The following is a 14,222-nucleotide window of genomic DNA, read 5'->3' on the forward strand; positions in this document are numbered from 1 at the left end:
GATTTATCCGCGTTGTGCAAGAAAACTGCATCAGGCTGGGATTAAGACACGTAAGAGAGAGAAAAAAGCCCCGCAAGTGCGAGGCTTAGTATCGAAAAACGTAAACTATCTTACTTCTGTAGAAGCGAGATATCGGCAATCTGTAGGAAAAGATTACGCAGGTTGTTCAGTAGGGTTAGACGATTCTTCTTCAGAGCTTCGTCATCCGCCATCACCATTACGTTGTCGAAGAACGCATCTACAGGCTCACGCAGATCAGCTAACTTGCTTAGGGCTTCTTGGTAGTTGCCTGTTGCAAATGCTGGCTCTAGCGCTTCTGTCATTACTTCAACGTTTTCAGCCAGCGCTTTTTCTGCTTCTTCTTGAAGAAGTGCAAGATCGATTTCTTGAGCAAGCTCACCATCAAATTTCGCTAGGATGTTACCCACACGTTTGTTGGCAGCGGCTAGCGCTTCAGCAGCTTCTAATTCGCGGAAGTGAGATACTGCTTTCACACGTTGATCAAAATCAGCTGGTTTGGTTGGACGACGAGCCAGTACCGCTTGGATGATATCAATGCTGAAACCAGCGTCTTGGTACCATGCACGGAAACGACCTAGCATGAAGTCGATAACGTCTGCTTCTACGTTGTCGTTGGTTAGCTTGTCACCTAGTAGCTCTTTCGCTTTTGCGATGAGATCCGTTAGGTCTAGGTTGTAGCCATTCTCAACGATGATACGTAGTACACCCAGAGACGCACGACGAAGTGCAAATGGGTCAGAACCCTTAGGTGCTTGGCCAATACCGAAGATACCTACGATAGTGTCTAGCTTATCTGCCATCGCAACAGCTGAAGAAATGCCTGTGCTTGGTAGGTCATCACCCGCGAAACGAGGCATGTACTGCTCGTAAAGCGCTAGGGCAACTTGCTCGTCTTCGCCATCGTGTGTGGCGTAGTGCATGCCCATCACACCTTGCGTATCCGTAAATTCGAATACCATCGAGGTCATTAGGTCACATTTAGCCAGTAGACCTGCGCGTTTCGACTTTTCAACATCAGCATCGATTTTTTCAGCAATGTAGCCAGCAAGCTCAGTGATACGATCCGTTTTGTCTTTGATAGTACCAAGCTGCTTTTGGAAGATAGCTTGTTCTAACTCAGGCAGGCGATCAATTAGCGGGCGCTTACGGTCAGTGTTGAAGAAGAACTCTGCATCCGCAAGACGTGGACGTACAACCTTCTCGTTACCTTCGATAACGTGGCGAGGCTCTTTCGATTCGATGTTCGATACGAAGATAAAGTTAGGTAGCAGCTTCTTGTTTTCGTCGTAAACAGGGAAGTATTTCTGATCACCTTTCATGGTGTAAACCAGAGCTTCAGAAGGGACTTTTAGGAACTCTTCTTCGAACTTCGCCGTCAGTACCACTGGCCATTCAACCAGAGACGTCACTTCTTCAACAAGATCATCTTCTAAGTCTGCGATACCACCAACAGCCGCCGCTGCTTTTTGTGAGTCTGCCAGGATGATGGCTTTACGCGCTTCGTAATCTGCCATTACTTTACCGCGTTCTTCTAAGATCGCAGGGTATTGATCCGCAGATTCGATCGTGAACTCTTGCTCACCCATGAAACGGTGACCACGAATAGTACGAGCAGAAGCAACGCCTAGGATTTCACCTTCGATAAGCTCGTCACCAAGCAGCACCGTTAGTGTTTTTACTGGACGGATAAATTGCGTATCTGAGTTACCCCAGCGCATTGCTTTAGGAATTGGCAGGCCTGCAAGTGCTTTTGCCGCGATATCCATCACCAATTCTTGAACTGGTTTGCCAGCCACTTCTTGTTTAAAAAGAAGCCATTCGCCTTTGTCTGTTTTTAGACGTTCAGCTTGGTCAACAGTAATGCCGTTACCACGAGCCCAGCCTTGAGCCGCTTTGGTTGGGTTACCGTCAGCATCGAATGCTACCGATACCGCTGGGCCACGCTTTTCAACGATTTTGTCGGCTTGACCTTCAGCAAGGCTAGCGACTTTAAGAGCAAGACGACGAGGGGCTGCGTACCACTTAACGCCTTCGTGAGAAAGCTCTGCACCTTTTAAACCCGCTTCAAAGTTTGCTGCAAATGCTTCTGCTAGAGAACGAAGTGCCGTTGGTGGTAGCTCTTCTGTACCCAGTTCAATTAGAAAATTCTTCGCCATGATTACTTCTCCTCATCCTTCTTACACATTGGGAAGCCAAGTGCTTCACGTGACGCGTAGTATGCTTGTGCAACTTCTTTGGTTAGGTTGCGAATACGAAGGATGTAACGCTGACGCTCAGTTACTGAGATTGCTTTACGTGCATCAAGTAGGTTGAACGCGTGGCCAGCTTTAAGAATGCGCTCGTAAGCTGGTAGAGGAAGTGGTTTCTCTAGCTCAAGCAGTTCTTTGGTTTCTTTCTCACACTGATCGAAGAAAGCAAATAGGAAATCCACATCTGCGTGTTCGAAGTTGTACGTCGATTGTTCAACTTCGTTTTGGTGGAAAATATCACCGTAAGTCACTTTGCTGCCGTCTGGCGCGATGTTCCAAACTAAGTCGTACACTGAATCTACTTCTTGAATGTACATAGCAAGACGTTCGATACCGTAAGTGATTTCACCGGTTACTGGCTTACACTCAAGACCACCTACTTGTTGGAAGTAAGTAAACTGAGTTACTTCCATGCCGTTTAGCCATACTTCCCAGCCAAGGCCCCATGCACCTAGTGTTGGGTTTTCCCAGTTGTCTTCTACGAAGCGGATGTCGTGTACTTGCGTATCAACACCTAATGCTTCTAGTGAACCTAGGTACAGTTCTTGGATGTTGTCTGGAGATGGTTTTAGCGCTACTTGGAACTGGTAGTAGTGCTGTAGACGGTTCGGGTTTTCACCGTAGCGGCCATCAGTAGGACGACGAGACGGTTGAACGTAAGCGGTCGACATTGGCTCAGGGCCAAGCGCGCGTAAACATGTCATTGGGTGAGAAGTACCTGCACCTACTTCCATGTCTAGTGGTTGTACAATGGTGCAGCCTTGTTGGGCCCAATAATCCTGAAGGGTGAGGATCATGCCCTGAAAGGTTTTGATATCGAATTTTTGCATAGTCAGGCTCGCGCGATCTTATCAAAGAAAAAAGAAAATAACGCTCAAGTATAACCTGATGAACCCATGGCGAGTAGGGGGAAATGTTGTTATTTCAAACAGTATTATGCCCCAAGAATGGGGTTTTATGGCTGTTTAGGTGATTTTCATCGTGTCTTGGTTAATTTTGCGAGTTATCAGTAAACCTTAAGGGACACGAAACTTGCGATACGGTATGAATATCATTACTATTGCGCGGTCTTTGGGGAGTAGTCTTCTCGCGGTTTGCATACCTAAGTGATACCGCAGATCGATCGTCAACATAATTGATGCACAATCATCATGGCGTTCGAGACTCAGTACAATAAGCATTAATAAAATGCAGGCTGGGTTTGACGAGACCATAGACAAACATCACGAACCGGGGTGGGGCGTGAGGTTTGTCTTTGGTTAAATATAATAATCCCGCCCCAATGAGCATGTCGTGAGCGTTTTAGCAATTTCAATTACCACCGTGGCCTTGGCCGAAATCGGTGACAAAACTCAATTACTCTCTCTTTTGTTAGCCAGTCGCTATCGAAAACCGATCCCTATTATTTTGGCGATCTTTTTTGCCACTATTGCAAATCATGCCTTGGCCGCTTGGCTTGGTGTGGTGGTGGCCGATTACCTTACGCCTGATGTGTTGCAGTGGGTGCTGGTGGTTTGTTTCTTAGTCATGGCTGGATGGATTTTGATCCCCGATAAGCTGGATGATGATGAATCTGTTTCCAACCGAGGTCCGTTTGTGGCTAGCTTCATCGCTTTTTTTATTGCTGAGATAGGGGATAAAACTCAAATTGCCACCACCATGTTGGGTGCTCAGTACGCGGACGCGTTGTGGATGGTGGTGCTGGGCACGACCGTGGGTATGTTGTTGGCGAATGTACCTGTGGTGATCATTGGCAAACTGTCAGCCGATAAGTTGCCATTGGTGTTTATTCGCCGTGTTACAGCGGTGCTGTTTGTGGGGCTGGCTATTGGTGCAGGGCTTGGGTTGTAACGCCTGACGTCTTTTGCTACAGAATCATGACAGTCCGCTGGTTTGTGAGTATTGCCGCAATCTATTTAAGCTGATCGTGCTACTTTGAGGGTAGGTTTTGTTGTTTGATAGGAGGTCATTATGACCCGGTTTCTTGCGATCTCACCTCAAAGTCAGTGCTACTTATTTAGTTTTGGGCTCGGGCTTAATTTATTAGGAATGGTATTAACGGATATGTGGTTGCCTATGGTAGTCGGTTCAATCATTACGGCCTGTTTATCTGTGGAAGCCTGGATTCGCGTTCAATACATTATTCCGATGAAACAAGAATTGCGCAGTTTGCAGCATCAGCTTCAACATCAAAAAAAGCAGGATTCTGAGCGGCAAGAAATGGTGCAGGAATATTAAAGTGCTACTGTTTCTTTCGTAAATAGCAAAAAGGCAGCGATCATCGCTGCCTTTTTTGTATTTCTTTGCCGTGGTAAAGGCGTGAAATAGTGCGAGGCTTAGTTAGCCTTTTTGAATTAAAAATCGATAAGGCAGTGAATCCGTTTCTGCAGCTAATAACAAATGATCCATAAAACGACAGAAGCTTGGAATATCACGAGTAGTGGAAGGGTCATCTGCGGTGATCAGTAACGTTTCCCCCTGAGCCATTTTACGCACGGTTTTACGAACCATCATAACGGGCTCTGGGCAGCGTAATCCTAAGGCTTCAAGTGTGTGGGTTGCGTTATCAAATTCGGTGGTCATAGACTGGTTCTTTTTTGCTCGAAAACGAGACAATCATACTGCGCTAAGAATTTTTTTCAATAATGCTTGGCAAATGAAAATAAAAGATGTAACTTAATTAACAAGTGATTAACATTCGTTCTCCACAAGGATAGGGAGGTTAAATGTTGACTCAAATTGATCGCTTAACCATATATTGCATTCTTTGCTTTATTACATTTTGCTCGCTGGTTTTACGCAGCCCAGCGGATATAAATATTCTTCCTCTAGGAGGATTAATCGCAGCCGCATTTGGCCTGTGGTTTGAATTGCACAACGACACTGAATTGGCTGAAGACGAAGAATATTAAATTCGCCGATTTATTAAGTCATACCGACTCATCTACTACACTCTCCCCAGTTTCTTGGGCTTCCCCGCTTTATATGCGGGATTTTTTTTGCCTGTAATTTACCGGTATCAATGCTCAGCGTTGATTATATTTGCTATAACAGCTCATCTCCTCTATTTGAACCTGGAATAATAATGGAACTTGAAGAAGTGTATCGCCGAGATTTAAGTTTGCTGGTGGCGTTAAAAGTCTTATTAGAGGAAAACAGTGTCAGCCAGGCTGCATTACGACTTAATTTAAGCCAGTCGGCCATGAGTCGGGTATTGGGGCGACTGCGTGATATGTTGCAAGATCCATTGTTTACACGTCAGGGCCAACATTTAATTCCAACCCAACGAGCGTTAGAGCTTAGTGCGGAATTGAATGAGCCGCTAGAAGCACTGCGTCTATTACTCACACCGACCGATTTTGATCCCACGTTATGCCGACAACGTTTTGTTATCGCTACTACGGATTATGCAATGCAAACCATTTTGCCGTTTGCTTTGCCTCGTATTTATGAAGAAGCTCCTCATATTTCGTTGGAGTTTTTGCCACTTCAGCATGATCAGTTGCAAACTCAGCTCACGACTAATGGGGCTGATATTGCGATTTGTCGTCCGACAGGATCTGTAGATCCACTACACAGTGAAGTGTTAGGTCAGGTCAGTGTGTTTTGTTTACTTTCAAAGCAGCATCCTTTGGCTGAAAAAGAACTGACGTTGGAAGACTATTTATCTCTCCCACATGCCATGATTGCCATTAGCGATGGCGTTAAAGCCCTGATTGACCATGCATTAGAAGGGTATCCTTCCCGTAAAATGGTGATGAGGGCTTATCACTTGGAAGCGGCACTGGCTATTGTCGATAAAATGCCGTTGATCATCACGGTGCCAGCGGATTTGGCTTACTTAGTGGCAGAGCGACATGATTTAGTGATCAAATCACTGCCTTTTGAATTTACGCCATTTGACTATTCCCTGATCTGGCATTCACGGTGTGAGCATTCTGCACCTCAACGATGGCTACGAAGCTTATTAAAAGAAGAATGTGGCCGGTTAATTGAAAAACGCATCGGTGACATGGGGCTGGCATGACGTTGCAAAAGATATGAGTACACTAAAAAAGCCAGCATGATCGCTGGCTTTTTAATGTGTGGGTATTCTTAATCGCTTTCAGGTTTTAAAGTTTAATGACCACACGGCCAGTTACTTGGCCCTGAATGATGGCCTGAGCTTGCTCTGGTGCTTGTTCTAAGTTTATTTCTGTACACGCTTGTTCGAAATAGCTAGCAGGTAAGAGTTCACTTAAACGTTGCCATGCTTTTAGACGTTTCTCACGTGGGCACATGACTGAATCAATTCCCAGTAATTTCACATTACGCAGAATAAACGGCATGACTGTGGTTGGTAAGTCAAAGCCTCCCGCAAGGCCACAGGCGGCTACTGCGCCATCGTAATCCACTTGAGCTAACACTTTTGCCAGCATCTTGCTGCCCACCGTATCAACCGCTCCTGCCCACAGTTGTTTCTCTAGTGGTTTTGCTGGTTCTTCAAATTCACTACGCTCAATGACTCGGGTTGCACCTAGCTGCTTCAACAACTCGCCGTTTTTTTCAATACGACCTGTTACCGCAACAACGTTATAGCCAAGCTGTGCTAATAGCGTTACTGCGACAGAGCCAACACCGCCGCTGGCACCTGTTACTAACACTTCACCACTTTCAGGTGTGATGCCCGTATCTACTAATGCTTGTACACATAGCATGGCCGTGAAACCTGCTGTGCCGATCATCATGGATTGCTTGGGTGTAAAGCCGTCGGTTAATGGGACTAACCAGTCACCATTTAGGCGTGCTTTTTCAGCCATGCCGCCCCAGTGTCCTTCGCCGACGCCCCAACCTGTTAGCACGACTTGATCGCCAGCTTGGTAGCGCTCATCTTGTGACTCAATGACCTTCCCTGTTAAATCGATGCCTGGAACCATTGGAAATTGGCGTACAACGCGGCCTTTCCCGGTGATGGCTAAACCATCTTTGTAATTTAACGAAGAGTAATCCACATCTATTAAGACATTGCCTTCTGGTAATTGAGACTCGTCGATTTGACGAACAGAGGCGATGGTTTGTTTTTCTTCTTGTTCAAGAATCAATGCATTAAACATAAGATCTCCAGAGTGGGTGAGGTCAGATAGGAAGTGACCTGTGTCGAGATAACCCAGTCAGTGTAGGGTTAAATTCACCATAGATAAAATGAAAGTTACTCATTTTATCTATGCGTAGTGTGCATCTACTATGTTTGATTTGAGGGAAATATCCGGCCATAAAAAAGCCCGCACACACTGGCGGGCTTGTTTAAAGCGAGTGTTTGATATGTTTATGGACGCTCAAACACTGTCGCAATACCTTGGCCTAAACCGATACACATGGTGGCTAAGCCGAATTCCACATCATGATGTTCCATGAGGTTGATCAGTGTGGTTGAGATACGCGAACCTGAGCAGCCCAGTGGATGACCCAGAGCAATCGCACCACCGTTTAGGTTTACCTTTTCTTCCATCTTATCTAACAAGCCAAGATCTTTGGCGCAAGGTAGAGACTGTGCCGCGAACGCTTCGTTGAGCTCAACCATGCCAATGTCATCCATAGTTAGGCCTGCACGTTTCAGTGCTTTTTGCGTTGCAGGCACAGGGCCGTACCCCATGATGGATGGATCGCAACCAGCCACAGCCATGGATTTCACTCGTGCACGAATGGTCAAACCTAGCTCTTTCGCGCGGCTTTCACTCATGACTAACATGGCTGAGGCGCCATCGGAAAGTGCTGATGATGTGCCAGCCGTCACTGTACCGTTGACTGGATCAAATGCTGGGCGTAGACCGGATAAGGTTTCGACAGTCGTTTCAGGGCGGATCACTTCATCGTGTTCCAGTAGTGTTAATACGCCGTCGCTGTTGTGGCTTTCTGTCGCTAGAATTTCATTTTTAAAGCGACCTTCTAGCGTGGCAGCGTGAGCACGTTGATGAGAGCGTGCCGCAAACTCATCTTGCATCTCACGGCTAATACCATGAATACGGCCTAGCATTTCTGCGGTGAGTCCCATCATACCCGCAGCTTTTGCGACAGACTTTGATAGGCCTGGGTGGAAGTCCACACCGTGGTTCATAGGTACATGGCCCATGTGTTCAACACCACCAATAATGCAACTTTCTGCGTCGCCCACCATGATGGCTCGTGTGGCATCGTGCAGTGCTTGCATAGAAGAACCACACAAACGGTTTACTGTAGTTGCTCCAACAGAGTGAGGAATACCTGCCAGTAATGAAGCATTACGCGCCACATTAAAGCCTTGCTCTAGAGTCTGCTGTACACAACCCCAGTAAATGTCTTCAATGCTGTTTGGATCGAGTTGAGGGTTACGAGTTAGCAGCCCTTTCATTAAATGAGCGGATAAATCTTCTGCGCGAACGTTACGAAAAGCACCACCTTTAGAACGGCCCATTGGGGTGCGAATACAATCGACGATAACTGCGTTGTTCATGATCAATTCCTTTTCCTTGGTGGTTAGATAGAGCTGTTTGTTTGAGAACCGTAGTAGCTCTCGCCATTATTGGCTTTTTCGCGAAGGCCCGTAGGTACTTGATATACTGCACCCAGCTCAGCGTATTTATCAGCCATAGCCACATATTCAGCCAAACCTAGCGTATCTAGGTAACGGAATACGCCACCACGGAAAGGAGGGAAGCCTAAGCCATATACCAGCGCCATGTCCGCGTCAGCTGGTGAATCGATGATGCCTTCTTCTAAACAACGCACCACTTCGTTAATCATTGGGATCATCATACGTGCGATGATTTCATCGGCGCTAAATTCCGTTGCCTTGCCCAAAACAGGAGCCAATAGATCGGCAACATCGTCATCTTGCGATTTTTTCGGCTTACCTTTGCGATCAATCGAGTAGCTAAAGAAACCTTTATTGTTTTTCTGACCAAAACGCTCTGATTCGAACATCACATCGATAGCATCTTTGTAGTCTTTATTCATGCGCTCTGGGAAGCCTTCTGCCATGACCGCTTGAGCATGATGAGCCGTATCAATGCCCACGACATCTAGCAAGTAAGCCGGGCCCATAGGCCAACCGAACTTTTTCTCCATGACTTTATCGATTTGAGTAAAATCACCACCGTCACGCAGCAGTAAGCTAAAACCAGCAAAGTATGGGAATAAGACGCGGTTGACAAAGAAACCCGGGCAGTCGTTTACCACGATAGGGGATTTACCCATTTTGGCGGCGTAAGCCACCACGCGAGAAATGGTTTCTTCAGACGTGTGCTCACCTCGAATGATTTCCACCAGTGGCATACGATGCACAGGATTGAAAAAGTGCATGCCACAGAAATTTTCAGGACGTTTTAGAGACTTCGCCAGTAAGTTGATTGGGATGGTCGAAGTATTTGAGGCAATGACCGTGTCGGCAGACACATTGTCTTCGACTTCTGCCAATACTGCGGCTTTGATTTTTGGATTCTCAACAACGGCTTCGACGACAACGTCGGATTGTTCGATGCCTGCGTAATGAAGACTTGGTGTAATAGAAGCAAGAATGCCAGACATTTTGAAACCATCAATACGGCCACGGCTAAGTTGTTTATTCAGTAGTTTTGATGCTTCTGTCATGCCAAGGTCTAAAGAAGGCTGGGCAATGTCTTTCATTAATACAGGCACACCTTTAAGAGCCGATTGGTAAGCGATGCCACCACCCATGATTCCGGCCCCAAGCACCGCTGCACGCTCTGTGTCTTTACCTTCTTTGGCTGCTTTTTTCGCTTTTCCTTTAATATGTTGATCATTAAGGAATAAACCAACCAGCGCTTTGGTTACGTCGGTTTTGGCCAGCTTCACGAAGTGTTTGCATTCCACTTCTAAGGCTTGATCTCGGCTAAAGCGAGCAGCCTCTTCAATGGTGATCACAGACGTGATTGGTGCTGGGTAATGTGGCCCTGCAACTTGGCTTACCATGCCTTTTGCCATGGTGAAGCTCATCATGGACTCAATTTTATTCAGTGGTAGTGGTGCTTTTTTCTGCTCTCGGCGTGCTTGCCAATCCAGCTTGCGATCAATGGCTTCTTTGATCATGGCTTTAGCTGAATCAACTAATGTTTCACGTGAAACAACCGCATCAACAAGGCCCAGTTTTAAGGCATCGGCTGCTTTCTTATCTTTACCAGCGGTGATCAGCTCCATCGCAGAATCTGCACCGATAAGGCGAGGCATACGAACTGTACCACCAAAGCCTGGCATAATTCCTAGCTTGGTTTCAGGTAAACCGATGCGAGTTGAATCATCGGCAATACGGAAATCCGTTGCAAGCACACATTCACAGCCACCGCCGAGTGTGTGGCCATTAATGGCTGAAATGGTTGGTACAGGCAAATCTTCTAAGCGGTTGAAAATGTCGTTGGCATGGTTAATCCATTTAGCCAGCTCTTGATCTGGTTTGGCAAATAAGCCAAGGAATTCAGTAATGTCAGCACCCACAATGAAGGCACTTTTTGAGGAAGAGAGGATAAGACCTTTTAGATCTGATTCTTTATACAGCGCATTTAATGCCGCATTCAGTGATTCAAGTGTGGCAAGATCAAGTTTGTTAACAGAGCCCGGCGCGTTAAAGTTCAGTTCTGCTATGCCATCTTCTAGATAGCTGACTGTGAGGGTATCACCTTGGTAAATCATGTTCTATCTCCGTGAAATGAAATCCAGTTCTTGAGCTGGTTGACTTGTTATCTGGTTTGACCAGTTTCATATAGTGTGGAGTGCTCATTTAATAATTTCAATACTTTTTTTAAACATTTGTTTAACTTTTGCGTTGGCGCAGATTTAGCCAGTATTGTTCTGCATTTATCAGTATTTTGTGTTTGTCGTGCTAAACTGCATGCCGCACTAATAGTTGAATAGTAATAATGAGTGATCAGCCTTATTTAATTCCGAAACAAATGGCCGTTTTTGAAGAAGAAATCAAAAAGAGTCGATTTATCACCTACCTGGCTCATACCCCTGGCGTTGAGGCGGCAAAACAGTTTGTCGCTGAGATCAAAGCGAAGCACGCCGATGCCCGCCATAATTGTTGGGGCTTTGTCGCCGGTCGACCTGAAGATTCTATGCTTTGGGGGTTTAGTGATGATGGGGAGCCATCGGGTACGGCGGGTAAGCCCATCTTAGCGCAGTTAAGTGGTTCTCAAGTTGGAGAAATGACCGCCGTGGTAACGCGTTATTCTGGTGGGATTAAATTAGGTACTGGTGGTTTAGTTAAAGCGTATGGTGGCGGTGTTCAACAAGCGTTGAAGTTATTAGAAACCGTTGAACGCAAAGTTACGATTGTTGTCCAGCTCGAATTAGACTATGCCTTAATGGGCACGATTGAAGCCTTAATTGCCGAATTTGAAGGGCAGCAAGTGAAGGCGGATTTTGGTGTGGCCATTCAGTTAGATGTGGAATTAGAAAAGCGCCATCAGGCCGATTTCATTCGTAGTGTTGTTAATAAAAGCGGCGGTAAAGTTACCGTGGTTAAAAATACTCAATAACAAGGACGTGAGGGTACGTTAAGCGTACTCTGAATCAAGCATGCAATTTCGTTCCATAATTCGAATCGTTGGCTTATTGCTGGCGTTATTCAGCTCTACCATGTTAGCCCCAGCATTAGTTGCCTTCATCTTTCGTGATGGGGCTGGTTTGCCTTTTGTTATTACTTTCTTCTTGCTATTAGCTGGAGGCGCGCTGTTATGGGTGCCAAATCGGCGTTATCGACAAGAGCTGAAATCTCGTGATGGCTTTCTCATTGTGGTGTTGTTTTGGACGGTAATCGGTAGTGCTGGTGCTTTGCCTTTTCTCCTTTCAGACACTCCGGATATTTCCGTAACCGATGCCTTTTTTGAATCTTTTTCTGCGTTGACGACCACCGGGGCAACCGTGATTGTTGGGTTGGATGATTTACCCAAAGCGATTTTGTTTTATCGGCAGCTATTACAGTGGTTTGGCGGAATGGGGATCATTGTATTGGCCGTTGCTATTTTGCCTGTACTGGGGATCGGTGGCATGCAGCTTTACCGAGCGGAAATACCAGGGCCAGTGAAAGACAGCAAAATGACCCCGCGCATTGCTGAAACAGCAAAAGTACTTTGGTACATCTATTTAGCGCTAACCATTGCGTGTGCACTGGCATTTTGGGCGGCAGGCATGAGCATGTTTGATGCCATCAGTCACAGTTTCTCGACCATTGCGATCGGCGGCTTCTCTACTCATGACGCCAGCATGGGATATTTTAATAGCCCGGTGATTAACATGATCACTGTGGTCTTTTTGCTGATTTCGGCTTGTAACTTTTCACTGCACTTTGCAGCGTTTGCGTCGGGTGGTGTTCACCCTAAGTATTATTGGCGAGATCCAGAATTTCGCGCTTTCCTCTTCATACAGTTTTTGCTGTTTTTAGTCTGTTTCTTGTTATTACTCAATCATCATTCTTATGACTCCATTTATGATGCTTTTGATCAGGCGCTGTTTCAGACCGTATCGATTTCAACAACTGCGGGGTTTACGACCACAGGTTTTGCAGATTGGCCTCTTTTCTTGCCTGTTTTGCTTTTATTCTCTTCTTTTATTGGAGGGTGTGCAGGCTCAACTGGTGGTGGCATGAAAGTGATCCGAATTTTGTTGCTGTCTTTACAGGGCGCACGTGAGCTGAAACGTCTTATTCATCCACGAGCGATTTACACCATCAAAATTGGGAACAAAGCATTGCCACAACGTGTTGTTGATGCGGTGTGGGGCTTTTTCTCTGCTTATGCTTTGGTGTTTGTCATTTGTATGTTGGGGTTGATTGCCACCGGGATGGACGAGCTCAGTGCCTTTTCAGCGGTGGCAGCGACCTTAAACAATTTAGGCCCAGGTCTTGGGGAAGTGGCAGTACACTTTGGGGATGTTAATGATAATGCGAAATGGGTGCTGATCATTTCGATGTTATTTGGTCGATTGGAAGTGTTTACCTTATTGGTTCTATTTACCCCTGCGTTCTGGCGCAGTTAAGGATGTTTTGTGGAAAAAGTTTTATTACTTCATTCTAGCCGTGAAGGTCAGACGGTTAAGATTTTACGTCATATTGAACAAACTCTAGGTAATGACTATCAATGTGAGTTGATGGATTTGCACCAAACGAATGAGGTAAATATTGCACAGTATGATCGTGTGCTGATTGGTGCCTCTATTCGTTATGGTCACTTAAATAAGAAGCTGTACCATTTCATTGAAAAGCACCTTGCTGTATTACAAGAAAATAAAGTTGGTTTTTTTTGCGTTAATCTGACGGCGCGAAAAGAAGGAAAAAACACACCAGAAACCAGCGTTTATATGAAGAAGTTTTTGAGTAAGTCTCCGTGGACTCCAAAACTGCAAGGTGTGTTTGCTGGCGCTTTGTATTATCCGCGCTACAATTTGTTCGACCGAGTGATGATTCAGTTCATTATGAAGATGACAGGTGGGGAAACTGATGCCACCAAAGAGGTGGAATATACGGACTGGAGTAAGGTAGAAACCTTTAGTCAGCAGTTTAAACAGCTTTAATGTATGAAAATCACCCAGAATGTTGGGTTATTATTCAAAAATGACTTTTTTATGAAAAAGTGAGAATTAAAGCTTGCTAACCTGATCGAACTCTCTATAATGCCGCCTCACTGACACGGAGAGCGGCATCCAATAAGGATTCAGCCTCTACTCAGTTAGGACATAAGACCTAAAGAAATAACGTGAATAGATAGTCAAAAAGATTTATCAATGAACTGAGTGACCAAAACGAATAACCTCGGTTATTTGGCACAGTCAATTCGTTCTAACTTAGTTAGAACAATCAGTATTCATTGAGCCGTTTCTTCGGAAACAACAAAACTTTAATTGAAGAGTTTGATCATGGCTCAGATTGAACGCTGGCGGCAGGCCTAACACATGCAAGTCGAGCGGAAACGAGAATAGCTTGCT

At 45.6% G+C, this 14,222-nt stretch carries 13 protein-coding genes and 1 rRNA gene; 8 read left to right on the forward strand and 6 right to left on the reverse strand.

Annotated elements, in window-relative coordinates; genetic code table 11:
• Nucleotides 1-110 precede the first annotated feature (110 nt).
• Both glyS and glyQ read right to left on the reverse strand, forming a co-directional pair.
• Nucleotides 111-2,177: a glycine--tRNA ligase subunit beta gene (glyS, locus tag MHO82_RS20760; protein WP_239187348.1), complete on the reverse strand. Its 2,067-nt coding sequence runs from the start codon at nucleotides 2,175-2,177 to the stop codon at nucleotides 111-113.
• 2 nt (nucleotides 2,178-2,179) lie between these two features.
• Nucleotides 2,180-3,100 (reverse strand): glycine--tRNA ligase subunit alpha, encoded by a 921-nt coding sequence (glyQ, locus tag MHO82_RS20765; protein ID WP_239187351.1) that lies wholly within the window; start codon nucleotides 3,098-3,100, stop codon nucleotides 2,180-2,182.
• 463 nt (nucleotides 3,101-3,563) lie between these two features.
• Here glyQ and MHO82_RS20770 point away from each other — a divergent pair, with 463 nt between their 5' ends.
• Together MHO82_RS20770 and MHO82_RS20775 are read left to right on the forward strand one after the other, a co-directional pair.
• Nucleotides 3,564-4,121, forward strand: coding sequence for a TMEM165/GDT1 family protein (locus tag MHO82_RS20770; protein WP_239187354.1), 558 nt, complete (start codon nucleotides 3,564-3,566; stop codon nucleotides 4,119-4,121).
• Nucleotides 4,122-4,241: 120 nt separating this feature from the next.
• Nucleotides 4,242-4,508: a hypothetical protein gene (locus tag MHO82_RS20775; RefSeq protein ID WP_239187357.1), complete on the forward strand. Its 267-nt coding sequence runs from the start codon at nucleotides 4,242-4,244 to the stop codon at nucleotides 4,506-4,508.
• 102 nt (nucleotides 4,509-4,610) lie between these two features.
• On the opposite strand, the gene tusA is transcribed toward MHO82_RS20775, so the two are convergent.
• A complete protein-coding gene (gene tusA / locus MHO82_RS20780; RefSeq protein WP_239187359.1) occupies nucleotides 4,611-4,853 on the reverse strand; it encodes a sulfurtransferase TusA in 243 nt (80 codons plus the stop codon).
• A 143-nt stretch (nucleotides 4,854-4,996) separates the two neighbouring features.
• Between tusA and MHO82_RS20785 the strand changes: the two genes are divergently transcribed.
• Together MHO82_RS20785 and MHO82_RS20790 are read left to right on the forward strand one after the other, a co-directional pair.
• Nucleotides 4,997-5,182, forward strand: a complete 186-nt coding sequence (locus tag MHO82_RS20785; protein ID WP_239187361.1) for a hypothetical protein — start codon at nucleotides 4,997-4,999, stop codon at nucleotides 5,180-5,182.
• A gap of 173 nt (nucleotides 5,183-5,355) precedes the next feature.
• On the forward strand, nucleotides 5,356-6,297 hold the full coding sequence (locus tag MHO82_RS20790) for a LysR family transcriptional regulator (RefSeq protein ID WP_239187363.1): 942 nt from the start codon (nucleotides 5,356-5,358) through the stop codon (nucleotides 6,295-6,297).
• A gap of 85 nt (nucleotides 6,298-6,382) precedes the next feature.
• On the opposite strand, the gene MHO82_RS20795 is transcribed toward MHO82_RS20790, so the two are convergent.
• The 3 genes from MHO82_RS20795 to fadB form a co-directional block, all read right to left on the reverse strand.
• The gene (locus MHO82_RS20795) at nucleotides 6,383-7,363 is read right to left on the reverse strand and encodes an MDR family oxidoreductase (RefSeq protein ID WP_239187365.1); all 981 of its coding nucleotides are present in this window, start codon (nucleotides 7,361-7,363) and stop codon (nucleotides 6,383-6,385) included.
• Nucleotides 7,364-7,575: 212 nt separating this feature from the next.
• On the reverse strand, nucleotides 7,576-8,739 hold the full coding sequence (gene fadA, locus MHO82_RS20800; RefSeq protein WP_239187367.1) for an acetyl-CoA C-acyltransferase FadA: 1,164 nt from the start codon (nucleotides 8,737-8,739) through the stop codon (nucleotides 7,576-7,578).
• Nucleotides 8,740-8,762: 23 nt separating this feature from the next.
• On the reverse strand, nucleotides 8,763-10,931 hold the full coding sequence (fadB, locus tag MHO82_RS20805) for a fatty acid oxidation complex subunit alpha FadB (protein WP_239187369.1): 2,169 nt from the start codon (nucleotides 10,929-10,931) through the stop codon (nucleotides 8,763-8,765).
• Between the two features lie 227 nt (nucleotides 10,932-11,158).
• On the opposite strand from fadB, the gene MHO82_RS20810 reads away from it, so the two are divergent.
• From MHO82_RS20810 to MHO82_RS20825, 4 genes are all read left to right on the forward strand, one after another.
• Nucleotides 11,159-11,779: a YigZ family protein gene (locus tag MHO82_RS20810; protein ID WP_239187371.1), complete on the forward strand. Its 621-nt coding sequence runs from the start codon at nucleotides 11,159-11,161 to the stop codon at nucleotides 11,777-11,779.
• A 40-nt stretch (nucleotides 11,780-11,819) separates the two neighbouring features.
• On the forward strand, nucleotides 11,820-13,277 hold the full coding sequence (locus MHO82_RS20815; RefSeq protein WP_239187373.1) for a TrkH family potassium uptake protein: 1,458 nt from the start codon (nucleotides 11,820-11,822) through the stop codon (nucleotides 13,275-13,277).
• A 9-nt stretch (nucleotides 13,278-13,286) separates the two neighbouring features.
• Complete coding sequence (gene hemG / locus MHO82_RS20820; protein ID WP_239187376.1) at nucleotides 13,287-13,811, forward strand: menaquinone-dependent protoporphyrinogen IX dehydrogenase; 525 nt, start codon at nucleotides 13,287-13,289, stop codon at nucleotides 13,809-13,811.
• Nucleotides 13,812-14,135: 324 nt separating this feature from the next.
• A 16S ribosomal RNA gene (locus tag MHO82_RS20825) occupies nucleotides 14,136-14,222 on the forward strand; the annotation flags it as partial.

Source organism: Vibrio sp. Of7-15 (assembly GCF_022347565.1).
GTDB lineage: Bacteria > Pseudomonadota > Gammaproteobacteria > Enterobacterales > Vibrionaceae > NORP241.

Coding starts and splice junctions, on each gene's coding strand:
- MHO82_RS20790 (WP_239187363.1), top strand. CDS start 5,356: ATGGAACTTGAAGAAGTGTATCGCCGAGATTTAAGTTTGCTGGTGGCG.
- glyS (WP_239187348.1), bottom strand. CDS start 2,177: ATGGCGAAGAATTTTCTAATTGAACTGGGTACAGAAGAGCTACCACCA.
- fadA (WP_239187367.1), bottom strand. CDS start 8,739: ATGAACAACGCAGTTATCGTCGATTGTATTCGCACCCCAATGGGCCGT.
- MHO82_RS20795 (WP_239187365.1), bottom strand. CDS start 7,363: ATGTTTAATGCATTGATTCTTGAACAAGAAGAAAAACAAACCATCGCC.
- MHO82_RS20775 (WP_239187357.1), top strand. CDS start 4,242: ATGACCCGGTTTCTTGCGATCTCACCTCAAAGTCAGTGCTACTTATTT.
- glyQ (WP_239187351.1), bottom strand. CDS start 3,100: ATGCAAAAATTCGATATCAAAACCTTTCAGGGCATGATCCTCACCCTT.
- tusA (WP_239187359.1), bottom strand. CDS start 4,853: ATGACCACCGAATTTGATAACGCAACCCACACACTTGAAGCCTTAGGA.
- MHO82_RS20785 (WP_239187361.1), top strand. CDS start 4,997: ATGTTGACTCAAATTGATCGCTTAACCATATATTGCATTCTTTGCTTT.
- MHO82_RS20815 (WP_239187373.1), top strand. CDS start 11,820: ATGCAATTTCGTTCCATAATTCGAATCGTTGGCTTATTGCTGGCGTTA.
- MHO82_RS20810 (WP_239187371.1), top strand. CDS start 11,159: ATGAGTGATCAGCCTTATTTAATTCCGAAACAAATGGCCGTTTTTGAA.
- fadB (WP_239187369.1), bottom strand. CDS start 10,931: ATGATTTACCAAGGTGATACCCTCACAGTCAGCTATCTAGAAGATGGC.